This window comes from Stenotrophomonas maltophilia (assembly GCF_013464485.1).
GTDB classification, from domain to species: Bacteria; Pseudomonadota; Gammaproteobacteria; order Xanthomonadales; family Xanthomonadaceae; genus Stenotrophomonas; species Stenotrophomonas maltophilia_AW.
The window spans coordinates 1-25,282 of the sequence record NZ_RAUX01000003.1 but is presented as its reverse complement, the minus strand read 5'-3'; the positions used below and the strand labels follow the sequence as shown (position 1 = coordinate 25,282).

The window sequence follows — 25,282 nt, the reverse complement described above, 5'->3', positions numbered from 1 at the left end:
TCAACGGCGCCGCCCTCGTGGCGGCGCCACTGCCCTGGAGTACCGCGCATGTCCCTGCCCCTGCCTTCCGCCAGCGCCGGTCTTGGCCTGCGCCGTGGCCTGATCGATGAACTGTTGGCGATGCCGTCCGATGCCATCGACTTCCTCGAAGTGTCGCCGGACAACTGGATCGGCGTAGGCGGTGCCCACGGCGCCGCGCTGCGCCAGCTGAGTGAGCGCCACCGCCTGACCTGCCACGGCCTGTCGCTGTCGCTGGGGGGGGCGGACCCGTTGGACCGCACGCTGCTGGAGCAGACCCGCGCGTTCCTCGACCTGCACCAGGTGCAGCTGTACAGCGAACACCTGAGCTACTGCACTGCCGGCGGCCATGTCTACGACCTGCTTCCGCTGCCGTTCACCGACGAAGCGGTGCACCACGTCGCGGGCCGCATCCGCCAGGTGCAGGACGCGCTGGGCAGGCGCGTCGCGGTGGAGAACATTTCCTACTACGCGGTGCCCGACGCGGAGATGAGCGAGATCGATTTCATCAACGCGGTGCTCACCGAAGCGGACTGCGACCTGCTGCTGGACATCAACAATGTCTTCGTCAACGCCTGCAACAACGGCTATGACGCCTTCGATTTCCTGTCCCGCGTGCCAGCCCATCGCGTTGCCTCGCTGCATGTGGCCGGACACTTCGACGAGGACGACGGTTTCAAGATCGACACCCATGGCGCACCGGTGAAGGGTGTGGTGTGGGGCCTGCTGCGCGAGGCGTATGCGCATGTCGGCGTGCGCCCCACCCTGCTGGAACGTGATTTCAACTTCCCTCCTCTGGCCGAGCTGCTGGCCGAGGTCGGGCAGATCCGCCAGGCGCAAGCCGATGTGCTGCTGCCCGAGGTGGCCCATGGCTGAGTCGCTGGCGACACTGCAGCAGCGTTGGGCCGACCATGTACGCGATCCCTCGATGCCCGCACCCGAGGGCATCGAAGCGCGGCGGATGGCGGTCTACCGCCGCCTCTGCATCGACAGCCTGGACAGCCTGCTGGCAGGCAGCCTGCCGCGCCTGCAGGCGCAGCTGGGCGATGCCTGCTGGCGCGATACCGTCGAGCACTACTACGCGCGGCATGCCTGTCACACGCCGTTGTTCCCGCAGATCGCCGGCGAGTTCGCCGCGTGGCTGGCGGTGCAGGCAGACCTCGCGCTGCCGGCCTGGGCTGCGGAACTGGCGCATTACGAAGGCACACAGCAGGCACTGCACGTTGAAGCGCGGGACGCCGGCCAGCGGCGATTGCATGCCGGACAGGCAGGCAGCGTGCTGGCACTGTCGCCACTGGTGCGGGTGCTCGGCTATCAGTGGCCTGTGCATGAGGATCCGATGCTGGGCAATGCACCGCCCACGATGCCCACCTTGCTGCTGCTGCGACGCCTGGACGATTTCAGCCTGCGGGTCGAGGAACTGGCGCCGCTGGCGTACGCACTGCTGTCGGCCTTCGGCGATGACGGCGCCCGTGTGGAGGACACGCTGCTGGAATTGGCCGATCTGCATGGCGTGGCCGCCGACGAACTGCGCACAGCCTGCATTCCGCTGCTGGGCGAGCTGTGCACGGCCGGCGTACTGGTTGTGACGAACGACTGCTGAGGATGCCGGCCAGCGGCCGGCACTACCCCTTCCTTGGCCGGCCAGTGGCCCGCACTACCCGTTTCTTGGCCGGCCAGAGGCCGGTGCCACCCATTTCCTGATTCGAGGATTGATCATGGCTGTTTCCAATACGTCCTTCCTGCACGGCTGGCGCCTGTTCGTGTCCATCGCCGTGGTCCTGATCGCCTTCGCACTGGCGGCGTTCACCCTGCAGCCCGACGTGGTCGAGGGCAGCCGCGCGGCGATCCGGGTCACGGCACGCACATCGTTCCTGCTGTTCCTGGCTGCGTTCACCGCATCTTCGTTCGCCAGCCTGCTGCCCGGCCCGTTCACCCGCTTCCTGTTGCGCGAGCGTCGCATCGTCGGCCTGTCGTTCGCGTTCTCACACCTGCTGCATGCAGTGGCGATCACCACCTTCGGCATCCTCAACCCTGCGTTCTGGCCAGCGCGCTCGGCTCTGACCAACCTGCCGGGCACAGTGGGCTACGTCGCCATCCTCGCCCTGGCCATCACTTCGCACCGCGGCATCGCCCGCCGCATGGGCCCCACCGCGTGGCGTCGCCTGCACGTGACCGGCATGTGGATCATCGCCGCAGTGTTCACCTATTCGTACTTCAAGCGCGTGCCCGGCAACTTCTGGTACGCGGTGCCCTCGGCGTTGCTGTTCACCTCTTTCGTGGTGCGCGCGATCGCCAAGCGGGCGCAGTCGCTGCGGCGGAACGCGAATACGAGGCAGGCGCTGCGGAGTTCCTAGGGATCGGCTCTACAGAGGGTTCCCAGCACGATAGGCAGCGTAGGCATCAAGGATCTTCTTCATCCTTGCGCGCTGCTTTACGCCCATCGGCACACGCTGCACGCGTTTGAGCAGCGTCCTCCACATGTATCCGGAACGGAAGAAGTACGGCCGCACCTCGAGGAAAGTCAGCACGACATCCACCGTATTCGGATCGTGCTCAGCCAGTTGCGTGAGTGCGTTGGCGTAGCCCCCCGGGAACGCAAGCTGTTCATAGCGTTGGTTGTACTCAGCGCAGGCTGCCGCATGTCGCTGCATTTCTTCCGGCCCACGCCAGCGCGCGCCAGCGGCTTCGCGGATGGCCTGGCGCAGCCGGTTGATCTCGTCCGCATTGGCGCGGATCAGGCGTTCCATCGGCATGCGGGTATGGGACATGGTTCCTTCCATGTGGCTTGTCAGGGGTCAGATCCCTTTMCCGCAGGGAAAGGGATCTGACCCCACTTCAGGTCACGGGGCGCGGCGCAGCGTGATCAGGGTGATTTCCGAAGGCACGCCGATGCGTGCTGGGAAACCGGCCCACAAGCCGGCCCCGTTGCTCACGTACAGGGTCATGCCCTCCACGTCGTAGCGGCCAGAGACATAACCGCCGTTGGCCCGCTTCACCAGCTGGTCCATGCCAATGATCTGTCCACCATGGGTATGCCCGGACAGCTGCAGCGCCACGCCACGCGCGGCGGCCTCGCGCGCATTGCGCGGACGGTGATCGAGCAGGATCACCGAAGCGGACGGATCGGCGCCGGCCAGCGCGGCTTCGAGGTCCGGCAACGGCAGGCCATAGCGGGCTGCCACAGGGTCGGTGACACCGGCGATGATCAGCGCCGCATCGCCGCGTCGTACCTTCAGATGACTGTTCTCCAGCACCTGCATGTGCAGCGCGCGGAACGCCTGCATCCAGTCCTGATACTGCGCGTAGTACTCGTGGTTGCCGGTGATGGCTATGACGCCGTCCGGCGCCTGCAGATCGGCCAACGGACGTGCGTCGTCGCGACGGGCCTCGACGCTGCCGTCGATCAGATCACCGGTGATCACGATCAGGTCCGGCTTCAGCGCGTTGCTCTGGTCCACCACCCTGCGCACCCACTTGCCGGTCAGCAGGCGGCTGGCGTGGATGTCGGTCAGTTGCAGCACGCGATAACCGTCGAACGCGGGCGACAGGTTCTTGATGGCGACTTCGATCTGCCGAGGCTGCGGAACGGCCATGCCCTGGCTGACGCCATAGCCGCTGACCAGCAGGGCCAGCATGCCGGCCACGGGGCGCAGCCTGGTGCCATGCAGGGCCGATGCAGCGCGCGGCCAGCGCAGCAGACGCGAAAGCAGCAGGCCGGCGTCCAGCACCAGCATCATCAATGCCAGCAGCAGCACCGCGGTGGAGCCGGTGGCCAGAGTGGCGATGGCCAGCTTTGGAATCTCCGGCGACGCCATCGTGCCCCAGAACATGGCCACGATGCGCAACTGCACGGCAACGCCCACCAGCAGCAGCGACAGGACGGCCTTCAGCCAGGTGGGCATGCGCAGCGGCCAGAACAGGCGCCAGGCCACATACAGGCCCATCAACAAACCGATCGTACTCAGCACTGCAACCATCCGGTGAAGAAAGCGGGCCCGCCATGGTGACGGCTGCGGGCCATGTTGTGTAGAGCCGAGCCATGCTCGGCTGCATCCGCGAAGCCGAGCATGGGCTCGGCTCTACAACGGCTGGTCGAGGCGCTCCACCCGCAGGCGGGCGATGCGGCGCTTCTCCATCGCCAGTACGGTGATGCGTACATCCGCAATCTCCACTGCGTCACCGATGTCCGGCAGGCGTCCCAGTTGCTCCAGCACCAGTCCGGAGATGGTCATGTAGTCGGCACTGCGCGGCAGCGATACGCCGGTCAGGCGCTGCAGGTCATCCAGGGTCAACGCGCCATCGGCCTCCCACTGGTCTTCGCCCTGCGCGATCGCACCATAGCGCTCGTCCTGGGTGTCGACCAGGTCACCGGCAATGGCCGCCAACAGGTCGTTGGCGGTCACCAGGCCTTCCACGCTGCCGTACTCATCCACGGCCACCGCCAGCGGCACCGGGTGCTGGCGGATCAGTTCCAGCGCCTGCAGTGCACTGGCGCTGGACAGCACGTACTGCGGCTCGCGCAGGTTGCCTTCCAGCTGCAGCGGCCTGCCCTGCAGCAGGTCCGCCAGCAGGTCGCGGCTCTGCACCACGCCGCGCAGACTGTCCAGGTCACCGTCACCCACCAGCAGGCGCGTATGCGGCGATGCCACCAGGCGCGCCACCACATCGTCCTGCCCACGTGCCAGGTCGATCCACTGTACGTCGGCGCGCACGGTCATCACACTCGACACCGGCCGGTCAGCCAGCCCGAGCACGCTGCGGATCATCTCGTGCTCGGCCGGCTGCAGGCGTTCCTCGGCATCCACAGGTTCGTCCGCGCCTTCGTCATCGTGGCCATTGGCCGGACGCGCGCCGAGCATGCGCAGCACCGCATCCGCCGTGCGCTGGCGGAACGGCTGGCGGCGCTCGTTGCGCTCGCGGTTGAAGCGTACCCACTGGTTGAACGCTTCAACCAGGATCGAGAAGGCGATGGCCGCGTACAGGTAGCCCTTCGGAATCTTGTAGCCCAGGCCCTCGGCCACCAGGCTGAAACCGATCATCAGCAGGAAGCCCAGGCACAGCACCACAACCGTGGGATGCTTGTTGACGAAGCGGGTCAGCGGCTTGCTGGCCACCAGCATCAGCGCCATGGCGATGGTCACCGCGGCATACATCACGCCCAGGTTGTCGACCATGCCGACCGCGGTGATCACCGAGTCCAGCGAGAACACCGCGTCGAGGACCACGATCTGTGCCACGACCATCGCGAAACTGGCGTAGACCTTCTTGCCATTGTCCTCGTGCTGGCGGCCTTCCAGCCGCTCATGCAGCTCCATGGTGCCCTTGAACAGCAGGAACAGGCCGCCACCCAGCAGGATCAGGTCACGCCCGGAGAAACTATGGTCGAACAGCGTCAGCAGCGGCTCGGTCAGTTTCATGATCCACGCCAGCGCCGCCAGCAGCACCAGCCGCATCAGCAGGGCCAGCGCCAGGCCGATCACGCGCGCGCGGTCGCGCTGATGCGGCGGAAGCTTGTCGGCAAGGATCGCGATGAACACCAGGTTGTCGATGCCGAGCACGATCTCCAGCACGACCAGGGTTGCAAGGCCCATCCATATCGAGGGGTCAGCCAACCATTCCATTTCAGGTCCGTTTCGTCAGTTGGTAAGGGAAAAAAGCGGTCACTCAGTCAGCATCCTGCGGCTGCGCCGGGTCATGCCCGAGCAGGTCGCCGGGCGTGCACTGCAGCTCACGGCAGATCGCATCGAGGGTGGAAAAGCGGATGGCGCGCGCCTTGCCGGTCTTCAGGATCGACAGGTTGGCCAGGGTGATGTCGATGCGCCCGGCCAGCTCGGACAGGGTCATGCCGCGCTCGTGCAGCATGCGGTCGAGGGTGATGATGATCGCCATCAGCGCATGCCCATCAGATCACACCGTCCAGGTCGTCGCGCATCGCCGCGCCGGCCGCGAACACACGGGCCAGCACGAACAGCATCAGCACCGCGATCAACCCGGTGATCGACATGCCACCGCCGACCTCCATCCAGGTGAAATCCGGGCCCATCCAGGCCGCATAGGCACCGATCAGGATCGACAGCAGCTCCATCGCCAGCATCAACCACGCCATGCGTTGCAGGCGCTGTGCGTTGGCGTGGGTGAACGGCCGCTCGCGCGCCGCCGATTGCAGCAGCCGCAGCAGGTGGCGCAGGAACAGCAGGCACAACACCAGCAGCGCGACGATCACGCCCAGGCCCAGGCAGAAATGCAGGAACAGGTCGTTGCCATGCGCGGCGGCCGCGGCGGTGTCATGCACGCTGTCGAGCAGCCAGCGGCGGTCGTGGGCGACCAGCGGCACCGCCAGCAGTGCGGCCAGGATGCCCAGCCAGCACATCGCCCGGACGGCCTTTACAGCAGCCTGGGCCAGGGTGAACAAGCCTCGCGCGGGTCTGGCGCGGGCGGGACGAGCGGTCAAGCGGCCTCCGGTGTTGGGGTGGCCTCGCCGCCCCGGGGTGGATTTATCGATAAACGATATATCACATCTGACGTGAAAGGATGAATCGCGAGCGGGATCGATGCGGCGTCCGCAGGGCACGCCTTGCCATCAAGGATCAGAAGCAGGGATCGGAAGCATCGCGGTGAGTAGCAGAAGCGCCACCGCGGACACGACAAGCGCGATGGTCAGCGCGCGTAGCGGTACACCAGATCTTCCGCATCGCTGCGCGCGGCCTTTTCATCCAGCACGCCGCCCAGGCGCTGCGCTACGGCCTGTGAGGCCAGATTGTCCGGGGCCATGTAGCTGACCAGGGTCGGCAGCTGCGGCACCACGAAGGCCCAGTCGCGCAGCGCGCCGGCTGCTTCCGTTGCGAAACCCTGCCCTTCGTGGCCCTCGTACAGCAACCAGCCCAGTTCCTTTTCCGGGAACAGCGGGCCGTGGTTGATCCCGACCTGGCCGATGCAGGCACCGGTATCGATGCGATCGATCATCAGCGCGCCGTGGCCGAAGAGGTGCCAGCTGGCCAGGTCGTGGCAGAACTGGCCCCACGCCGCAACTTCACCGAACGGGCCGCCCATGCCCTGCGCACGCGGCGAAGCAAGGAACGCGGCGTAGACGTTGAAGTCATCCAACCGCTGCGGCCGCAGCCGCAAGCGTTCCGTGTGCAGGGTCGGGATCTCGAGCATGGCGACGCGCGGGCTCAATACACGGCCAGATGACCGCAACCACGGCGCTGCGGCTGTCCTTCCATCGTGACCTGCACGCTGGCCGGGGTATCCATGCCTTCGTCGCTACGGCACGACTCGCGCTTGATCTCGACGATCGCCGGCTGCTTGCCCAGCTCGCCATTGAGCACGATCAGCGAGCTGGGCGCATCGGCTGGCTGGCCGCGATAGCGCAGCGCGCCCTTCCAGGTACGGCCATCGGCATTGAGGCTGGCATCGTGGTTGCCCTTGCCCGTCGAGGTGATCTCGATGCTCCAGCCTGCACCACCCCCAGTGAAGGCCGGCACCGGGCTCAGGTCGGCGGGGATGGAGGGATGGCGTGGCTCGTCGGGCATGGGCCGCGCGGGCGTGGTGCATCCCGCAAGCAGGCTGGCCAGCACGCCGGCCGCAGCAATGGCGATGGGACGCATGATCATGTCGGGCTCCTGCGCGATCGGGATCACAGTCTAGGCAGCGCAACGTGCGCCGGCGATGAATGCCGCCGGTCAGCGTGCAGTGCGCCCGCCGCCTGCCACCCGTACCCGGTCGCGTCCCTGGGCCTTGGCCTGGTACATCGCCGCGTCGGCCGCACGCAGCAGAGTGCGCCAGCCCAGCGCATCGGTGGCGCCCTGGGCCACGCCAAAGCTGGCGGTGACCCGCAGTACATCGCCGCCAGCCAATACGATGTCCATCTGCTGCAGGGCCAGGCGCAGGGACTCGGCCAACTGGCGGCCAGTGGCCAGATCGCCGTCGGCCAGCAGCACCAGGAACTCCTCGCCGCCGTAGCGGGCGATGCTGTCGCTGCGACGCAGGTGCCGCTGCAGCAGCTGCGCCACCTGCACCAGCACTTCGTCGCCCGCATCGTGGCCGTGGCCATCGTTGATCGACTTGAAGCGATCAACGTCCAGCAGGATCACCACCGCTCGGTTGCTTCCATCGGCATGGCGCTGCTGCACCTGTTCCTCCAGCGCGCGGCGATTCAGCAGTCCGGTCAATTCATCCGTGCCCGCCAACTGGCGCAGTTCGCTGGTCAACGCCGAGCGCTCGCGCGACGTTTCGCGCAGCACCTCGATGGCATCGAACAGGCGCTGCATTTCCGCCAGCGGATGGGTGACGTGCTGCTCCGGCCCCGGCGCGTCGGAGGCGATCTGGATCACCTGGCGCTGTGCCTGCAACAGAGGGCGCAGAATCTGCAGATGTGCGATGCGCAGCGCTACGCCCAGCACTACCAGTGTCCCCAGCACGGTCGCTACCAGCACTGCCAGGCGCGTCGCTTCGCGGTTGCGGGTGCGTTCGAACCTGGCAATGGACACACTCAGATAGCCATCGCGCAGCGCCTCCAGAGACTGCAGCGTCGGTACATAGCGCGCGGTGAACTCGGCGGCGGTCCACGGCGGCGGCACGCCACGACGACCATCCTCGATCAGCTGTTCGATCATCGGCAGTGACTGGCCGAAGAACTGCCTGCGGGCCATGTCCCAATGCCATGACAACGCAGGGTCACTGCGGAATACCGATTCATGGCTGCCGGCCAAGCGCCACAGTTCCAACAGGCGGCCCTCGGTCTGCAGCGCGGCGCGAACCTGTTCTTCCCGCCACGCTCCAGGCACCGCCACCGGCGCCATCACGTTGGAGGCCAGGCGGCCACCGTACTCGCGCAGGTCGATCAGCACCTGGCCCTGCATCGCGGGTATGGCCGCTTCACGGTCGGCACTGACCAGCACATTGATCTGCGCGGAAGTCAGCAGGTGCAGGCGGTCAACGGCAGCGAACATGCTGCTGATCGCCCTCTCGACGTCTTCAACCCTGCGTACGTCGTGCGGCTGCGCTGCCACCCGGTCCACCCGGGCTCTTGCCGAATGCAGCCGGCGTCGCGCGTCGGCCAGCAGACCGTGCTCGTCGACCACGCCCGGGTTGGCCGTGAACACGGCATCCAGCTGCAGCATCGCGCTGTCGACCCGCCTGCGCGCCAGCGCCAGTTGCGCGACCCGTCGCGCCTGCTCGGTGGCATCGGCTGGATCCGCGCCAAGCAGGCTGTTGGCTGGACCGCGCTCGGCCGAGACCTGATTGGCAAGGTCGAACGTCTGCCGCAGCTGGCGCAGACTGATCAGGTTTTCCTCCGCGCCGGCATAACGCAGCGCCCCCTGGACCAGGGCAATGGCCATCAACGGCAGCGTGCAGACCACGAACAATCCCGCCAGGATCCAGACCCAGGTCCGCAACCCGATGGGCGATGGCTTGCCGGTCATGCAAAATTCCCCTGAAGTGCGGATCACTGTACCGGCCGGTTCCGGCAGCGCCAAGCCAGCGCTGTGCGAGCCCCGCGCGCAGGTATACCGCAACCGGTGCGAACGCGCCGGCAGGGTGGCCTTCCAGCCACGATCCAACCTGATGTGCCCCTGCCGACGGTGCTAGATCCAGCGCTGATCGACCAGTTCGCGTTTTACATAGGCGTAGAACACCGGCGCCGCCACCAGGCCCGGCAGTCCGAACGCCGCCTCCATCACCAGCATCGCCAGCAGCAGTTCCCAGGCGCGCGCCTGGATCTCACCACCGACGATGCGCGCGTTGAGGAAGTACTCCAGCTTGTGGATCACGATCAGGTACAGCAGTGCCGCCACCGCCACGTAGAACGAGACCGACAGCGCAACGATGGTGATGATGGTGTTGGAGATGATGTTTCCCACCACCGGCAGCAGGCCGGCGATGAAGGTGATCAGTACCAGGGTCTTGGACAGTGGCAGATGCACGCCGAACAACGGCAGCACACCCAGCAGGAAAATGGCGGTGAACACGGTGTTGAGCAGCGAGATCTTCACCTGGGCGAACACGACCTGGCGGAACGCAGTCGCCAGGCGGCTGGTACGGCCGATCAGCTCCTGCGCCAGCGGCCCCATCTTCGGCAGCGGCAGCTCGTCGTACAACGCGATCATCGCGCCCAGCACCATGCCGATCAGCACACGCACGCCCACCTGCACCACCGAAGTGCCGGCCACGCCCAGCTGGCGCTGATGCTCGGCGGCCCAGTCGTTCAGGGCCGCGCGCAGCGCTGGCATGTCTTCGGGAATGTAGGGCTGCAGCAGCGCCGGCACCTGGTGCCGCGACGAATTGAGGATGTCCATCAGCCGTGCCAGCAGCGCGTCCGGCCCGCCGGTCTCGTTGCGGAAGAACGACGCCACGCCGATCCCGGCCAGCACCAGTGCACTGATGATGACGGCCGACAGCACGATCACCGCGATCGCCCTCGCCCGTCCCGGCGGCAGCCGGCCTTCCACGGTGGAGGCCAGCAGGTGGGTCAGCTGGAACACCAGCAGGCCTGACAACAGCGTCACCACCAGTCCGAGCTTCAACGCCAGCCACATGCCCAGCAGCATCATCAGCCAGGCCGCGATCCTCGGAACGGGGGGCTTGGGCAGGGCAACGAGGGCGTCTTGCATGGGAGCGCGTCCGGGCGGGGTGGCCCATGGTAGAGGAATGATGGCGACGATTCCGGGCGCAGGATGAACAGGCCGTGCGCGGTGATTCCGGCGGCGGGAAACGCCCTGCAGCGGGCCACCGCCCGGCTACGCCCGGTCCAGCGCCAGATAGCGTGCCGTGCGCACGATCTCCTCGCGCTCGCTGAAGCTGGCCAGCTCGCCCGCCATGCGCCCACTGTCCCCGGTCACAGCGATCTCCTGGAGCGTGCGCTGCATGGACCGGATCGCGGCACGCTGCAGGTCCGAGGGAATGATCACCAACCGGTAATCGAGCTCGGCCAGCCGTTGGACCGGCACCGGCGGCGTCCTGCCACCATGGAACATGTTGATCAGCTTCGGCCCCGGCACCCGCCGCGAGATCGCCTCGATCTGTTCCAGGGTCTCCGGCGCCTCGACGAAGATCATGTCGGCGCCCGCGTCCACATAGGACTGCGCGCGTTCGATGGCCGCGTCCAGGCCCTCGCAGGCGATGGCGTCGGTTCGCGCAATGATCATCAGTTCCGGATCGAGCCGCGACTGGCAGGCGACCCGGATCTTCGAGCACATCTCGCCTGCATCGGCCAGCGTCTTGTCATCCAGGTGCCCGCAGCGCTTGGGAAATGTCTGGTCCTCGATATGCAGCGCGGCAACGCCCGCCCGTTCGAATGCGCGCACCGTGCGCTCTACATTGGCGGTGCCGCCGAATCCGGTGTCGGCGTCGGCGATGACCGGCAGGCTGCAGGCATCGACGATGCGTTCGACCTGTGCCAGTACTTCGGTGGCACCAAGCAGACCGATGTCAGGCACGCCGGCCGAACGTGCGATGGCGCCGCCACTGGCATACACCGCCTCGAACCCGGCCTGTTCCACCAGGCGGGCCGACAGGCCATCGAACACCCCCGGTGCAATCAGGCTGCGGCCGTGCCCAAGCAGTTCGCGCAACTGGCGTGTTTTTTTCATGGGGTCTCCCTTGCAGATGGACATTTACCGTGGGATACCGATGATGTTGCCGCCACCGGCGACCGTCCAATACCGTGTTCGTACAGCATCAGAACGCCTGAGGTTCCAATGGAACTGCGCCACCTGCGCTACTTCGTCATGACCGCCCAGCTGCAGAGCTTCACCCGCGCTGCCGAGGCCCTGCACATCGCCCAGCCACCGCTGGGGCAGCAGATCCGGGCGCTGGAGGACGAGATCGGCACACCGCTGTTCCATCGCCAGGGACGCGGCGTCGTGCTCAGTGATGCCGGGCGGGTGTTCTGGGCGGCGGCAGTCGACATCCTCGCACGCGTTGACCAGGCCAAGGAGGAAGCGTTGCGCGCCGCGCACGGAGAGGCCGGCGTTCTGACCCTGGGCTTGACCGAGTCGGCCTCGTTCAATGAAGCCGTGACCGCACTGCTGCGCAGGTTCAAGCAGGCACATCCAACCGTGTTGCTGCAGCTGGTCGAAGACGGCAGTGAATCGCTGGTCCGTCGCCTGGATGACGGCGAACTGGACGCGGCGATCGTGCGTCCACCGTATTCGCATGCTGGCGGACTGGCGATCCAGCAGCTCAGCGCCGAACCACTGGTGGTGGTCCTGCCGGCCGACCACCCGCTGGCCTGCCGGGAGAGCATCGCGTTGACCGAGCTGCGCGAGGAGCGCTTCATTCTGTTCTCCCGCAAATCAGGCTATGGCCTGAGTGCGGACGTAGTCGCCGCCTGCCGCAGCAATGGCTTCATGCCCACCATCCAGCAGGAAGCGCCGCAGGTGGCCTCGGCCATCAACCTTGCCGCTGCCGGACTGGGCATCGCCATCGTGCCGGCCTCGATGCAGAACCTGCACCGGCCCGGACTGGCCTTCGTGCCGCTGCAGCTGGGCATGCCGACCACGACGCTGCAGCTGGCCATGCGCCACCAGCACCCCGCGTTGGCGGCTGCTCTGCTCCGCTGTGCATGCGGCATCGCGCAACAGCAGGTCCCGCCGGGCGACCTCTCCGGCAAAGATCCGCCCAGCGCTTGATTATTTGACTTAGGCAAGCAATTATTTGCTCAAGTCAAATATATGGATCAGCCATGACGGTGGGCACGCTTTCCGAACGCGCCGATGCGGTGCGGCGCTTCAACCGCTTCTACACGCGGCAGATCGGCGTACTGCAGGAATCGCTGCTGCGCAGTGGCCTGTCCCTGACCGAAGTCCGCATCCTGTACGAACTGGCTCACCATGCGCCGCTGTCCCCCTCGGACCTGTGCCGCGAGTTGGGCCTGGACGCCGGTTACGTGAGCCGGGTAACCGCCAGGTTCGAGCGGCAGGGCTATCTCCGCAAAGCGCGCTCGCGCGGGGATGCACGCGTGGTCGTGCTGACCCTGACGCCGCTCGGGCAGAGCGTGTTCGCACCGCTGGAAGAGACCTCGCGCCGGGAAATGATCGATCTGCTGGCGGCGCTGCCCGACGGGGCGCAGGTGAAGCTGCTTGCAGCCATGGGCCAGATCGAAAGCGTGCTGGGTGACAGGTCGCCCGCGTACCTGCTGCGCGACCCGAGGCCAGGCGACATGGGCCTGGTGGTTTCGCGGCAGGCCGCGCTCTACGCCCGCGAATTCGGTTGGAACTCGGAGTACGAAGCGCTGGTGTCGGAAATCGTTGCCAGGTACCTGCGTGAACTGGATCCGGCACGCGAGCGCTGCTGGATCGCCGAGAAGGACGGTGACATGGTGGGTTCCGTGTTTGTGGTCCAGCAGGACAACACCACCGCCAAGCTGCGCCTGCTCTATGTGGATGCCAGCGCGCGCGGCATGGGCATCGGCACCCGGCTGGTCGAGGAGTGCATCGCATTTGCGGCATCCGCGGGCTACACGCGGATGACGCTCTGGACCAACAGCGTGCTGGCCGATGCCAGGCGCCTGTACGAGCGCGCCGGTTTCCAGCAGGTGCAGGAAGAACCCCACCACAGCTTTGGCCACGACCTGCTCGGCCAGGTCTGGGAACGGGCACTCTGATAGCTGCCACAAGCGCACGGCACGTGAAGCCGTGCGTCAATCCGCCCAGCTCGCCGTGTTCTTGCCCTGGCGCTTGGCGTGATAAAGGGCCTTGTCCGCGGTGGCCAGCCAGTCCTCCACGGTTCCCTGACCCGGCGTTGCCGCGATACCCATGCTGACGCTGAACTCGATACCCGGCGTCGCGTTTCGTGCCGCTTCCAGCAGGTGCAGGCGAACCCGCTCGGCCACGTGCATCGCGTCCACGGGCGCACAGTCGTGCAGCAGGACGACGAATTCATCGCCGCCCAGCCGTGCCGGTGTATCACCCGGCCGGGCGAACGCACGCAGGGTCGAGGCGATGTGCCGCAGCACTTCGTCACCCGCTCGATGCCCATGCGAATCGTTGATGCGTTTGAAATCATCCACGTCCAGCATCAGCAGGCAGGCAAAACCGCCCTGCCCCTGCGCCTTGTCCAGTGCCTGCTGCGCGCGGACGATCAGGAAGCCACGGTTTGCCAGCTCAACCAGCGGGTCCATGCGGCTCAGCCGCTGCAGCTGGCGGTTCTGCGACTTCACCCGACGCGCCAACTGCCAGCTGAGGATGCTGAGCCCGATGCCGTAGACGAACAGGAACGGCACGCTGAGCACGATCGTGCGTTGCGACGACACGGGTTGGTAAGGGAACCCGAGCGCCCACCAGGTGAGCGCGAAGCCCACCACCAGCGCCAGCGTGGCCCGTATCGCCAAGCGCACGCCGCCGGCCGCGATCTTGTCGGCCACCAGCAGCGCGGCGAACAACGCGCTGGGTACGGCGCTCAGGGCCATGAACGCGATCCAGCCGCCGCCGAACAAGGAATCGGCCACCATGCAACGGAACTGGACCGCAGCCGGCTTGCGCGAGCGTTGGGTCAGCGGCAGCGCCAGCGCCGGCCATGCCAGCGCATTGAGCAGCAACAGGACCCAAGGCAGCGCCCCATCCTGGCGCTCCAGCATGATCGAGGCGATCGGGATCGCGCCCAGACCATTGCCCACGAAGCGCATCCAGCCGATGCGCCGTGCCGCGCCGACGCCTTCGACCGCGACCTCCGTCGAGTCAGTCAAGAACGGCATTGCCGACCCCCCTGCGCGATCGCACGTTCCACCCCGGCCCTTGCCGGGCTGCCTGTCGTGAGTCTGACAGCTTTACGTCAATTCGGGATCAAGGACTCGAACCTGCAGCGTCCCGGGCCTCACCTGGGCCCAGGCGCAGCCGTCGACCCGCGCACCATCAGGCTGAAATCCAGCGTCTGCTGAAGCGGAACGTCCACCTGCTCGATGATGGCGAGCAGCAGGTTGACCGCGCGCGCGCCGATTTCCCGCATCGGCTGCCGGATGGTCGTCAGCGGCGGCGTGAGGTAACGCGAAGACGCCAGGTCATCGAAACCGACGACGGACAGCTCGTCCGGCACGCGGATGCCCAGATCGCGGCAGGCCGCCAGCGCACCCAGCGCCATCTGGTCGCTGAAGCAGAAGACCGCGGTCGGTGCCGACGCATCGGCCAGCAGCGCCACGGCCGCGGCATGCCCGGATTCCACTGAGAAATCGCCCGGCACCACGCTCAGCTGGCGCAGGCGGCCGCGCGCCTTGCCGGCCGCCCGCACCCCTTCCAGGCGTTGCTGGTGCAGGGGATTGTCCGGCGGCCCGCCGACCACGGCGATCCGTTCATGGCCCAGTGCGTACAAGTGCTCCATGACGGCGCGCGCAGCGGCGGCATTGTCGATGTGCACACTGGGCAGACCCAGCGCGGGATCGAACTCGCATCCGTTGACCACCGGCGCGGCAGCCCCCCTCTGCTGGACAATCTCGCGCGCCGTCGGTGGCAGGCGATGGCCGAGCACGATCATGCCGTCGGCCTCGTTGCGCCGGAGCATCTGCGCATAGCGCTCCTCGCGGTCGGGCTGGTCCTGGGTATCGCCCAGCAGCACCGCATAGCCGACGGCCTGCGCGGCGTCTTCCGCACCCTGCAGGATCTGGGCGAAGAATGGATTGGCGATATCCGGCACCGTAACCAGGATCTTGCCGCTGCGCTGGGTCTTGAGCGTGCGGGCGACCGTATTGGGCACGTAGCCCAACGCGGCAGCGGCCTGCTCGATGCGCGCGCGCGTGGCCGGCAGCACCTTGTCCGGCCGCGAAAGTGCACGTGACACGGTGCCGGCAGAGACGCCGACGTGCTTTGCAATGTCGTAGATGGTGGCCATGGCGTTAGTTCTCCTGCCCGCTGTGCACTGCACAACAGGTCCTGCGTGAGCCCCTGCTAGGATAATGCAATCGATTGCATCTAGGGCGAATCACGTTGAAGACGCTCAAGGGTCCAGCGCTGTTCCTGGCGCAGTTCATCGGCGACACAGCTCCTTTTGATCGGCTGGACACGCTGGCCGGCTGGGCCGCGGGCCTGGGCTATTCTGGGGTACAAGTACCGACCAGCGCGCCCCACCTGTTCGACCTGGCCGAGGCCGCGAACAGCCAGGCGTACTGCGACGACCTTGCCGGCATGCTGGCCGGGCACGGCGTGCAGATCACCGAGCTGTCCACCCATCTTCAGGGGCAGCTGGTCGCGGTCCATCCGGCCTACGACAGTCTGTTCGACGGATTCGCACCCGCGGACAAACGCGGCGATCCCGCCGCCCGCCAGGCCTGGGCAGTGGAGCAGCTAGTGTTGGCTGCCAAAGCCAGCCAGCGACTGGGACTGACCGCGCATGCCACGTTCTCCGGCGCATTGGCCTGGCCCTATTTCTATCCCTGGCCGCAGCGCCCACCGGGACTGGTGGAGGAAGCCTTCGCCGAACTCGGCCGCCGCTGGCGCCCGATCCTCGATGCGTTCGACGCCTGCGGCGTGGACCTGTGCTTCGAGATCCACCCCGGCGAGGACCTGCACGATGGCGCGACCTTCGAGCGCTTCCTCGATGTGGTGGACCATCACCCGCGCGCGAAGATCCTGTACGACCCCAGCCATCTGCTGCTGCAGCAGATGGACTACCTGGGTTTCATCGACCGCTACCACGCGCGCATCGGCGCCTTCCACGTGAAGGATGCGGAGTACCACGCCAGTGCCAGCAGCGGCGTTTACGGCGGCTACCAGGACTGGATCGATCGCCCGGGCCGGTTCCGTTCGCTCGGTGATGGCCAGATCGACTTCAAGGCGATCTTCTCGAAGTTCGCACAGTACGACTTCCCCGGATGGACGGTACTGGAATGGGAGTGCTGCCTGAAGCACCCGGAAGACGGCGCACGCGAGGGTGCCGCCTTCATCCGCGACCACATCATCCGCGTGACCGAGCGCGCCTTCGACGACTTCGCCGACAGCGGCACCGACGCTGCATCACTGCACCGCATGCTGGGAATCTGAGCCGATACCGCCCCGGGAGGGCAAGCCATGACGCACGCCATGTCGCGCTTGGGCGCGATGATGTTTCTGCAGTTCTTCATCTGGGGAGCGTGGTTCGTGACCCTGGGCACCTACCTGGTGCAGGGCCCGCTGCAGGCCAGCGCCAGCCAGGTGGCGACGGCCTTCCTCAGCCAGTCCATCGGCGCCATCGTGGCGCCCTTCCTGGTTGGCCTGATCGCCGATCGCTACTTCGCCGCGCAGCGCATCCTGGCGGTCCTGCACCTGGCCGGCGCAGTACTGCTTTGGATGGCCTCCACAGCGGACAGCTTCAGCACGTTCTCTGCCTGCGTGATGGGCTACATGCTGCTGTTCATGCCGACGCTGGCGCTGGCCAACAGCGTGGCGATGCGGCACATGCAGTCGCCTGAGAGGCAGTTCCCGCTGGTGCGCGTGGCCGGCAGCGTCGGCTGGATTGTGGCCGGTGTGCTGATCGGCTGGCTGGGCTGGGAGCAGGCGCATCGGCTCGAACTCACCTTCCAGATGGCAGCGGTGGCGTCGCTGGCGCTGGGGCTGTACGCGTTCACCCTGCCGCACACGCCGCCGCTGGCACAGCAGCGCGACGCCGGGCTTGGGCAGATCCTGGGGCTGGATTCGCTGCGGCTGCTGAGGTCGCGCGCCTATCTGGTGTTCTTCCTGGCGTCCATCGCCATCTGCATCCCGCTGTCGTTCTACTACAACTTCACCAATCCGTATCTCAACGACCTGGGCGTGCGCGGCGCAGCGGGCCTGCAGTCGCTGGGCCAGGTCTCCGAAGTGCTGCTGATGCTGGCCATGCCATTCCTGTTCGTGCGGCTGGGGGTGAAGACCATGCTGGCGGTCGGCATGGCGGCCTGGGTGGTGCGCTACGTCCTGTTCGCCTTCGGCGATGCGGGCAGCGGCTTCTCGCTGCTGGTGATCGGCATCGTGCTGCACGGCATCTGCTACGACTTCTTCTTCGTCACCGGCCAGATCTACACCGATGCCCATGCCGGCCCCGCCGTGCGCAGCAGCGCGCAGGGCTTCATCACCCTGGCCACGTACGGCGTGGGCATGCTGATCGGCACCTTCCTGTCCGGCGCGGTGGTGGAGCACTTCACCACGGCCGCCGGACGCGACTGGCAGCAGATCTGGCTGTTCCCGGCCGCTGTCGCGCTGGTCGTGCTGATCGCCTTCCTGCTGCTGTTCCGCGACCGGCCCGCCGTGGCCGCCGCATCTTCCACACCCTGAGGATTCGAGTCGATGCCAACGCTTGGAATCGCCATCGTGGGCACCGGCATGATCGGTGCCGTGCACCGCCGCTCGGCCTTGCTCGCCGGTGCCGAGGTACGCGGCGTCGCCGCCTCGTCACCGCAGCGCGCGCTTGAGTCAGCGCAGTCCTGGAATGTCCCACGCGCCTATCGGGATTTCGAGGAGGTGATCGCCGATCCGCAGGTCCAGGTGGTGCACGTGTGCACGCCCAACCATCTGCACCGCGCGATGGCGCAGGCCGCGCTGGAGGCCGGCAAGCACGTGATCTGCGAGAAGCCGCTGGCAACCACGCTGGACGATGCACAGGCGCTGGCCGCCTTGGCCACGTCGAGCGGGCTCGTTGCCACGGTACCCTTCGTCTACCGCTACCACCCGGTGGTGCGCGAGGCGCGCGCACGCATCGCCCAAGGCGATCTCGGGCCGCTGCACCTGATTCACGGCAGCTACCTGCAGGACTGGCTGCTGGACCCGGCCAGCAACAACTGGCGTGTTGACCCGGCGCTGGGCGGCGCATCGCGCGTGTTCGCCGACATCGGCTCGCACTGGTGCGACCTGGTGGAGTGGATCAGCGGCGAACGCTTCGTCGAGGTCAGCGCGGCGTTCTCTACCGTCATCGCCGAGCGCGGCGCCGTCAGCGGGCAGAGCTTCAGCACGCCGGCGGCAGGCGGCGCAACGCAGGCGGTCACGAGCGAGGACGTGGCTGCGGCGATGTTCAGGACCGGTGCCGGCACGCTGGCATCTCTGACGGTCAGCCAAGTCTCGGCCGGACGCCACAATCGTCTCTGGTTCGAGATCGATGGCGCCAGGGCCAGTGTGGCCTTCAACCAGGAGGACGCCGAGCGGCTGTGGATCGGAAGACCCGACCAGCACGAGGAGATCTTCGTGCGCGGGCCTGGCGCAGGCAGTGCCGAGCAACAGCGGCTGTCGGTGCTGCCGGCCGGGCACGCGCAGGGCTACGGCCAGTGCTTCGAGGCGTTCATCGCCGACAGCTATCGCGCCATCGAAGGAGAACGCCCCGAGGGCCTGCCGACCTTCGACGACGGCGTGCGCTCAGCGGGGATCGTTGACCGCGTCATCGCATCGGCCAGGACCCGCGCCTGGACCACCATCGACTGAACCCCGGGAGGAACGCCTGATGAAAGCCCCTGTCCGCCGAACCGCAGCGCTCGCACTCCTGTTGCTCGCTGCCCTGCCCGCCTTTGCAGGCCAAGCCGTGGCTGGGCAGAAGCCCATCGCGGTGCAGATGTACTCGCTGCGCAACGCCGGGTCAATCGACCAGCAGTTGAAGATCGTCCACGACGCCGGCGTGCATGCGGTGGAAACGGTCGGCACGCAGGGTGTCAGCGCCAGCGAGCTCAAGCAGCTGCTGGATCGTTACTCGATCAAGGCGATCTCGTCGCACGTGGCGCTGGCCGAGCTGCGCCGGGACCTGGACGGCGTGGTGGCGTTCAACCGCTCGATCGGCAACACCACGCTGGTGGTGCCTTATCTGGACGCGAAGGACCGGCCCAGCGATGCGGCGGGCTGGACCGCACTGGGCCAGGAGCTGGGCCGGCTCGCAAAACAGGTGCGCGCCAAGGGCATGCGCCTGGCCTATCACAACCACGATTTCGAGCTGGTCGACTTCGATGGCAGGACCGGACTGGAGCTGCTGTTCGCCGCCGCCGGTCCAGACCTGCAGACCGAGCTGGACCTGGCCTGGGTCGCGCGTGCGGGCCTGGATCCGGTGGTAATGCTGGCAAAGTTCCGCGGCCACGTATTCGCGGTGCACGCCAAGGACAATGCGCCCAAGGGACAGGCCGAAGACGAAGGCGGTTTCGCTGCGGTGGGCCAGGGCGTGCTGGACTGGAACGCAATCCTGCCTGCTGCCGCAGCCGCCGGCGTGCACTGGTACATCATCGAGCACGACCAGCCACGCGATCCGGCCAAAGTCATCCAGACCGGCGCGGACTATCTGCGTGAACACCTGACAACCAACCCGCCCACCCGTGCCCACCGCTGACGCATCAAGGAGCCCCACATGAAAATGATCCTGGCAATGGCGATGACCCTGGGCGGCATGAGTGTTGCGACAGCCGCCTGGTGCAAGGACGACCCGGCAGCGGGTGCAAAGCTCTATACCGCGAACTGCGTGGCCTGCCACGGCGCCGATCGTGCGGGCATGCCGGGTGCGTTCCCGGCGCTCACCGACATCGGCAAGCGCATGGCACCCGCACAGATCAAGGAAAAGATCAGCAAGGGCGGTGGGCTGATGCCGCCCTTCTCCCAGCTGTCACAGCAGGAGATCAATGACATCACCAGTTACCTGGCGAAGTAAGCGGCCGACGATCACGCCGGCCGCGTGCCCCTACAGCTCGCGCACCCAGATGTTGCGGTAGCTGACCTTGGAGTCGTGTTCCTGCAGATAGAGCGGCGCACACGCATGCGGTGCGTACGAAGGCGCACCGATGTACTCGGTCTTGCCCGCCAGCACGGTGTCATCCTGCACCAGTACGCCGTTGTGCAGCACCGTGATGCGCGCAGGCGAGACGAGCCCGCCGCCCGGCGAGAAGCGCGGCGCTTTCCAGATGATGTCGTAGGCCTGCCACTGCCCCGGTGCGCGCGAGGCATTCACCCGTGGCATCGCCTGCTTGTAGATCGAGCCGGCCTGTCCGTTGGCATAGGTCGGGTTTTTGTAGCTGTCGAGCACCTGCAGCTCGTAACGTTCCTGCAGGAAGATGCCGCTGTTGCCCCGGTTCTGGCCGTCGAAACCCTTGGTTTCGGTGGGTGTACGCCATTCGACATGCAGTTGGACATCGCAGAAGCGTTGTCGGGTGCGGATGCCCTTGCTGCCCGGCACCACGGTCATCGTGCCGTCGGCGATCTTCCAGGGCACACGCCCACCCTGCTCCGCCTCCCATGCGGAGGCATCCCTGCCATCGAACAGCACGATCGCGTCGGAAGGCGCCTTGCCTGCAGGTGTTGCCACGACGGCAGGCACAGGTTCCCACACCTCGGTCTTCTTCGGATCGCGTGCAGGATCGGCAGCATCCTGTGCCAGGGCAGGTGCAGCGGCCAGCACGCTGGCCGCGATCAGCAGCGGCTTGATCATCATGCTGCGCTCCATCAGCTGGTCCCCCATGCAGGTGTGCCGGGGGTATAGGCCAGGTCGCCGTCGTAACGACCCGGCACGGCGACGTACTGCAGCACGCCGGTGGCGCCGACCTTGGAGGTGAAGAAGCCGAAGATGGCCAACTGCTTGAGCATCGTGAAGTAGTGCGGCATCGCGTCGCCCTCTTCAGGCGTACCGGTCTCGGTCACATCGGCCTTGCGTACCTTGGCCTCCGCATCCAGAGCACGCAGCAGTTCGGTGCGGGCTTCCGGCGTGAGCGATACGAAGCGGCCACCCGCGCGTTTGTCGATGTCGACCAACCCGGCGCGGAACGTCGCCTGTTGCCGGGCGGTGTAGCAGTCGCTGACGAACGTCGCCATGAACGCACCGGCGCCCGCGTCCTTCGCCCCGGGTGTCCTGGTCCGCGGCAGGATGGTCTCGGCGATCTCATCCAGCGTGCCGATTTCGGCATCGGAGAACGCAGGCATCGCGCCAGCCGCTGGCGCCTTGCTCTGCGCCAGTGCCGGTAGCCCGACCATCGCCGCACCGGTGGCGGCCACGATCATCTTCAGCAGTTCGCGACGATCCATCACAGGTTCCCCGCTTTCAGTTCGCGCACGGCGTGATCGGCAGCGCGTGCCGTCAGCGCCATGTAGGTCAATGAAGGATTCACGCAGGCGCTGGACGTCATGCAGGCACCATCGGTGACATAGACATTGGGTGCATCCCAGACCTGGTTGTGCGCGTTCAGTACGGAGCTCTTCCGATCACGTCCCATGCGCGCGGTCCCCATCTCATGGATGCCCTTGCCCGGGGCGTAGTCGTTGTCGTGCATCTTCACGTCCTTGACGCCGGCCGCCTCCAGCATCTCGGCGGCATCGGCGGCCATGTCCTTGCGCATGGCCAGTTCATTGGCGCGCATGGCAACGTCCATCGCCAGCACCGGCAGCCCCCATTTGTCCTTGCGGTCGTGGTCCAGGCGGATCGTATTGTCGTGGTGCGGCAGCATTTCACCGAACCCGGTCATGCCGATCCGCCAGTCACCTGGCACGGTCAGCGCTTCCTTCAGGTCGGCGCCGATGTTCAGCTCGGCGATCTCGCGCGACCACCCGGTGCGGCTGGCACCGCCCTGGTAGCCGAAACCGCGCAGGTAGCCACGCCTGTCGGCTGCGACGTTGCGAAAGCGCGGAATGTAGAAGCCGCAGGGACGGCGGCCGAAGTAGTACTTGTCCTCGTAGCCCTCGACCCGACCGGAGGCACCGGCACCGAAGTGATGGTCCATCACGTTGTGCCCGAGTTCGCCGGACGAAGAACCCAGTCCCCCGTCCCAGACGTCGGTTGCCGAGTTCATCAGCAGCCACGTCGAGTTGAACGACGACGCGTTGAGGAAGATCACCTTGGCGGTGTATTGGTAGGTCTGGCCGGTTTCGGCGTCGATGACCTCCACACCACGCGCGCGCTTGCGGTCCTTGTCGTACAGCACTTCCTTGACGATCGAGAATGGCCGCAGCGTCAGGTTGCCGGTCTTCATCGCCGCCGGCAGTGTCGCCGCCTGGGTCGAAAAATAGGCACCGAAGGGACAGCCCAGGATGCACTTGTTGCGATACTGGCAGTTGACGCGCCCTTGCTCGGGCATGGGCTTGGTGATGTTCGCCGTGCGCGAGTGGATCATGTGCCGCGTTCCGCCAAAGGCCTTCTTGATCCGCGCTGCCACATCCTTCTCGACGATGTTCAAGGGAATCGGCGGCAGGAACTCGCCGTCCGGCAGCACGTCCAGCCCTTCGCGCGTACCGGCGATGCCGGCGAACTTCTCCACATGGTCATACCAGGGCGCGATGTCGGCGTAGCGGATCGGCCAGTCAGCGGCGATCCCGTCCTTGAGATTCGCTTCGAAATCCAGGTCGGAGAAGCGATAGCTCTGCCGCCCCCACAGCAGCGAGCGGCCGCCAACGTGGTAGCCGCGGAACCAGTCGAAGCGCTTCGTCTCGATGTAGGGCGATTCCTGTTCGTTGGCCCACATGCCTTCCAGGTTCTCGGCCAGGCCGTAGTCGCGCATCAGCACCGGAAAGTCCGCTTTCATCGCCTGCGTGGGCCGGTTGCGGTGCGGGAAATCCCACGCCTCCTTCATCGCGTTGACGTAGTCCTTGACGTGCTCGATGTTGCGACCGCGTTCCAGCATCAGGACCTTCAGGCCCTTCTCGGCCAGCTCCTTCGCTGCCCAACCGCCACTGATTCCCGAGCCAACAACAATGGCGTCGTAGTGATTATCTGCCATGGGTTTCTCACCTGGGTGGATATCGTTTCAGACGTCGCAGAGGCGGACTGCCTCGCGCAATGAGCCAACGGGATCGGGGGCGGCAGGCATGAATTCCTGCGCCAGATACCCCTTGAAACCGGTGTCGCGGATCGCGCGACAGATGGCCGGATAGTGGAGCTCCTGCTGGTCTCCGATCTCGTTCCGGCCGGGCACGCCTGCGGTGTGGTAATGCTTGAAGCAGGCGTGGTGTTTTCCAATGGTGGCGATGATGTCGCCTTCCATGACCTGCATGTGGTAGATGTCGTAGAGCAGGCCGAAGTTGTCCGAGCCGAGCCGCTGGCACAGCTCCACGCCCCATGCGGAGTGATCGCACAGGTAGTCGCGATGGTCGACCCTGGAGTTCAGCAGCTCCATCACCAGCACCACGCCGCGCTTCTCGGCCTGCCCGAGGATGCGCTTGAGGCCAGCCTCGGCGTTGGCCATGCCGTCATGCGGGTCCATGCCGTTGCGGTTGCCGGAGAAGCAGATGAGATTGCGGTAGCCGGCATCGGCGACCAGATCGATGTGCCGCGTGTAGCGCTCCACCAGCTGGTCGTGGAACTCACGGCCGGCAAAACCCTTGGTCAGGCCCAGCTCCGCACCGTTGCACATCGAGCTGTAGATGCCATTCGCCTTCAGCGTGGGCCAGTCCTCCGGGCCGACCAGGTCGATCGCGGCAAAACCAATGTCCTTCACCGTCGCGCAGAGCTGGGCGACGGACAGCTGCGGGAAGGTCCAGCGGGCGACGGAGTGCTTCAGGTTGCCTTTGAGTGGCGCGGTGGAGGCGAATGCGGGCAGCGCCGTCGCGGCCCCCAGGCCAATGCTGCCGGCAACTGCGATGCGCAGCGCATCGCGCCGCGTGAGCCCCGGTGCCGGGGCCGGTCTGATCGAATGGATGGACATCCACCTCCCGGCCTCCCAACCGGTATCAAACGCAACGATTCACAGCAATGCAATCGATTGCACCATAGGGGAGGAAATTGTCTGTTTGCAAGTCGCGGTGCACGAAAACAGATGCTGCGGGGCACCACTCCGATGAATCCGTGGAAAAAGAAAAGCCCCGCACGAGCGGGGCTTTCTTTTCTGCTGCAGGCGCGCGTCCGATCAGAACGGTTGTGAACCCACAGATCGCAGCGCTCTCAACGCGAAACCATCGCAAGTTCCTGTATCTAAAGGCTTTTTCTTGATCATTGAAACTCGCATTTATACATTGAGAGAGGTTTTTGTTGTAAAAGACGGATTTCGAGCCGAAAGCGACCGCCTTTTTCTACATAGGTAGCAATCCTAGCAGCGCGCAGAGGCAAGCGCTTACTTACCGCTTCGGGCACCACCTTTGGCGTGCTGGTCAAGGAACTTGCCCATCGCAACCTTTTTCTTCAGCACGTCGGCCGGGATCTCGAGCCCCTCTCGTCGCGCAATGGCAACCGCGTACTGGATCTGCGCCTGGGACGGTGGCCTCAAGTCATAGTCCAAGTACATGTCAACGACCGGACCGACAGCCTGCGCAACCCGATTGGCGAGTCGCTGAAGCTTGACCGGATCCGCTCTCGAACACTGCTCCCGACGTCCCCCCGCTTTCAGTAGCGGAGCTGTTTGGAGCCCGGCTTTATCGTAGCGGTTTCACCGCCAGCTGTTGGG

Annotated in this window: 26 protein-coding genes; 10 read left to right on the top strand and 16 right to left on the bottom strand. The window is 66.2% G+C overall.

All coding sequences use genetic code 11. The features are described 5' to 3' along the window. Positions 1 to 48 precede the first annotated feature (48 nt). The 3 genes from D7Y61_RS01650 (at position 49) to D7Y61_RS01640 (ending at position 2,375) form a co-directional block, all read left to right on the top strand. On the top strand, positions 49 to 894 hold the full coding sequence (locus tag D7Y61_RS01650; RefSeq protein WP_180864721.1) for an HvfB family MNIO-type RiPP peptide maturase: 846 nt from the start codon (positions 49 to 51) through the stop codon (positions 892 to 894). After that, positions 887 to 1,621 carry an HvfC family RiPP maturation protein gene (locus D7Y61_RS01645; RefSeq protein WP_180864720.1) on the top strand — a complete coding sequence of 245 codons (735 nt, stop codon included), beginning with the start codon at positions 887 to 889 and terminating at the stop codon, positions 1,619 to 1,621. Before D7Y61_RS01650 ends, D7Y61_RS01645 begins: the two co-directional genes overlap by 8 nt. A 115-nt stretch (positions 1,622 to 1,736) precedes the next feature. Next, positions 1,737 to 2,375, top strand: coding sequence for a ferric reductase-like transmembrane domain-containing protein (locus D7Y61_RS01640; protein ID WP_180864719.1), 639 nt, complete (start codon positions 1,737 to 1,739; stop codon positions 2,373 to 2,375). A gap of 9 nt (positions 2,376 to 2,384) precedes the next feature. Here the strand turns inward: D7Y61_RS01640 and D7Y61_RS01635 are convergent, their stop codons facing one another. The 10 genes from D7Y61_RS01635 to D7Y61_RS01590 all read right to left on the bottom strand — a co-directional run bounded on the left by D7Y61_RS01635 (position 2,385) and on the right by D7Y61_RS01590 (position 11,612). Further along, positions 2,385 to 2,789, bottom strand: coding sequence for a hypothetical protein (locus D7Y61_RS01635; protein WP_180864718.1), 405 nt, complete (start codon positions 2,787 to 2,789; stop codon positions 2,385 to 2,387). A gap of 72 nt (positions 2,790 to 2,861) precedes the next feature. Next, positions 2,862 to 3,998 carry a metallophosphoesterase gene (locus D7Y61_RS01630; RefSeq protein WP_180864717.1) on the bottom strand — a complete coding sequence of 379 codons (1,137 nt, stop codon included), beginning with the start codon at positions 3,996 to 3,998 and terminating at the stop codon, positions 2,862 to 2,864. Positions 3,999 to 4,100: 102 nt separating this feature from the next. Beyond that, entirely contained in the window at positions 4,101 to 5,642 is a 1,542-nt protein-coding gene (locus tag D7Y61_RS01625) for a TerC family protein (protein ID WP_180864716.1), read from the bottom strand. Positions 5,643 to 5,685: 43 nt separating this feature from the next. Beyond that, complete coding sequence (locus D7Y61_RS01620; RefSeq protein ID WP_180864715.1) at positions 5,686 to 5,910, bottom strand: helix-turn-helix domain-containing protein; 225 nt, start codon at positions 5,908 to 5,910, stop codon at positions 5,686 to 5,688. 13 nt (positions 5,911 to 5,923) lie between these two features. After that, positions 5,924 to 6,391, bottom strand: a complete 468-nt coding sequence (locus D7Y61_RS01615; protein ID WP_180864734.1) for a DUF2975 domain-containing protein — start codon at positions 6,389 to 6,391, stop codon at positions 5,924 to 5,926. A 287-nt stretch (positions 6,392 to 6,678) separates the two neighbouring features. Then, entirely contained in the window at positions 6,679 to 7,179 is a 501-nt protein-coding gene (locus D7Y61_RS01610; protein ID WP_180864714.1) for a GNAT family N-acetyltransferase, read from the bottom strand. Between the two features lie 14 nt (positions 7,180 to 7,193). Continuing rightward, on the bottom strand, positions 7,194 to 7,634 hold the full coding sequence (locus tag D7Y61_RS01605; protein ID WP_180864713.1) for a hypothetical protein: 441 nt from the start codon (positions 7,632 to 7,634) through the stop codon (positions 7,194 to 7,196). 69 nt (positions 7,635 to 7,703) lie between these two features. Then, on the bottom strand, positions 7,704 to 9,446 hold the full coding sequence (locus D7Y61_RS01600) for a GGDEF domain-containing protein (RefSeq protein WP_180864712.1): 1,743 nt from the start codon (positions 9,444 to 9,446) through the stop codon (positions 7,704 to 7,706). 162 nt (positions 9,447 to 9,608) lie between these two features. Next, entirely contained in the window at positions 9,609 to 10,634 is a 1,026-nt protein-coding gene (locus D7Y61_RS01595; protein ID WP_180864711.1) for an AI-2E family transporter, read from the bottom strand. Positions 10,635 to 10,760: 126 nt separating this feature from the next. Next, a complete protein-coding gene (locus D7Y61_RS01590; RefSeq protein ID WP_180864710.1) occupies positions 10,761 to 11,612 on the bottom strand; it encodes an isocitrate lyase/PEP mutase family protein in 852 nt (283 codons plus the stop codon). 108 nt (positions 11,613 to 11,720) lie between these two features. Here D7Y61_RS01590 and D7Y61_RS01585 point away from each other — a divergent pair, with 108 nt between their 5' ends. Continuing rightward, entirely contained in the window at positions 11,721 to 12,653 is a 933-nt protein-coding gene (locus D7Y61_RS01585; RefSeq protein ID WP_180864709.1) for a LysR family transcriptional regulator, read from the top strand. Between the two features lie 53 nt (positions 12,654 to 12,706). Then, on the top strand, positions 12,707 to 13,627 hold the full coding sequence (locus tag D7Y61_RS01580; protein ID WP_180864708.1) for a bifunctional helix-turn-helix transcriptional regulator/GNAT family N-acetyltransferase: 921 nt from the start codon (positions 12,707 to 12,709) through the stop codon (positions 13,625 to 13,627). A 36-nt stretch (positions 13,628 to 13,663) separates the two neighbouring features. Here D7Y61_RS01580 and D7Y61_RS01575 read toward each other — a convergent pair whose 3' ends face one another. Both D7Y61_RS01575 and D7Y61_RS01570 read right to left on the bottom strand, forming a co-directional pair. Next, positions 13,664 to 14,716: a sensor domain-containing diguanylate cyclase gene (locus D7Y61_RS01575; protein WP_180864707.1), complete on the bottom strand. Its 1,053-nt coding sequence runs from the start codon at positions 14,714 to 14,716 to the stop codon at positions 13,664 to 13,666. Between the two features lie 119 nt (positions 14,717 to 14,835). Beyond that, positions 14,836 to 15,843, bottom strand: coding sequence for a LacI family DNA-binding transcriptional regulator (locus tag D7Y61_RS01570; RefSeq protein ID WP_180864706.1), 1,008 nt, complete (start codon positions 15,841 to 15,843; stop codon positions 14,836 to 14,838). 95 nt (positions 15,844 to 15,938) lie between these two features. Here D7Y61_RS01570 and D7Y61_RS01565 point away from each other — a divergent pair, with 95 nt between their 5' ends. From D7Y61_RS01565 to D7Y61_RS01545, 5 genes are read left to right on the top strand one after another with little or no spacing between them, the layout of a single operon-like run. Then, positions 15,939 to 16,991 (top strand): sugar phosphate isomerase/epimerase family protein, encoded by a 1,053-nt coding sequence (locus tag D7Y61_RS01565; RefSeq protein WP_180864705.1) that lies wholly within the window; start codon positions 15,939 to 15,941, stop codon positions 16,989 to 16,991. A gap of 27 nt (positions 16,992 to 17,018) precedes the next feature. After that, complete coding sequence (locus D7Y61_RS01560) at positions 17,019 to 18,236, top strand: nucleoside permease (protein ID WP_180864704.1); 1,218 nt, start codon at positions 17,019 to 17,021, stop codon at positions 18,234 to 18,236. Between the two features lie 12 nt (positions 18,237 to 18,248). Then, positions 18,249 to 19,373: a Gfo/Idh/MocA family protein gene (locus tag D7Y61_RS01555; RefSeq protein ID WP_180864703.1), complete on the top strand. Its 1,125-nt coding sequence runs from the start codon at positions 18,249 to 18,251 to the stop codon at positions 19,371 to 19,373. A 19-nt stretch (positions 19,374 to 19,392) separates the two neighbouring features. Then, positions 19,393 to 20,259, top strand: a complete 867-nt coding sequence (locus D7Y61_RS01550; protein WP_180864702.1) for a sugar phosphate isomerase/epimerase family protein — start codon at positions 19,393 to 19,395, stop codon at positions 20,257 to 20,259. A gap of 18 nt (positions 20,260 to 20,277) precedes the next feature. After that, positions 20,278 to 20,574, top strand: coding sequence for a c-type cytochrome (locus tag D7Y61_RS01545; RefSeq protein WP_180864701.1), 297 nt, complete (start codon positions 20,278 to 20,280; stop codon positions 20,572 to 20,574). Positions 20,575 to 20,604: 30 nt separating this feature from the next. Here the strand turns inward: D7Y61_RS01545 and D7Y61_RS01540 are convergent, their stop codons facing one another. The 4 genes from D7Y61_RS01540 to D7Y61_RS01525 are packed head-to-tail and all read right to left on the bottom strand — an operon-like array spanning position 20,605 to position 24,547. Next, entirely contained in the window at positions 20,605 to 21,348 is a 744-nt protein-coding gene (locus tag D7Y61_RS01540) for a 3-keto-disaccharide hydrolase (RefSeq protein WP_430543688.1), read from the bottom strand. Between the two features lie 14 nt (positions 21,349 to 21,362). Continuing rightward, positions 21,363 to 21,938, bottom strand: coding sequence for a gluconate 2-dehydrogenase subunit 3 family protein (locus D7Y61_RS01535; protein WP_180864700.1), 576 nt, complete (start codon positions 21,936 to 21,938; stop codon positions 21,363 to 21,365). Next, positions 21,938 to 23,623: a GMC oxidoreductase gene (locus D7Y61_RS01530; protein WP_180864699.1), complete on the bottom strand. Its 1,686-nt coding sequence runs from the start codon at positions 23,621 to 23,623 to the stop codon at positions 21,938 to 21,940. Before D7Y61_RS01530 ends, D7Y61_RS01535 begins: the two co-directional genes overlap by 1 nt. Before the next feature lie 27 nt (positions 23,624 to 23,650). Then, a complete protein-coding gene (locus D7Y61_RS01525) occupies positions 23,651 to 24,547 on the bottom strand; it encodes a hydroxypyruvate isomerase family protein (RefSeq protein WP_180864698.1) in 897 nt (298 codons plus the stop codon). Between the last annotated feature and the right edge of the window lie 735 nt (positions 24,548 to 25,282).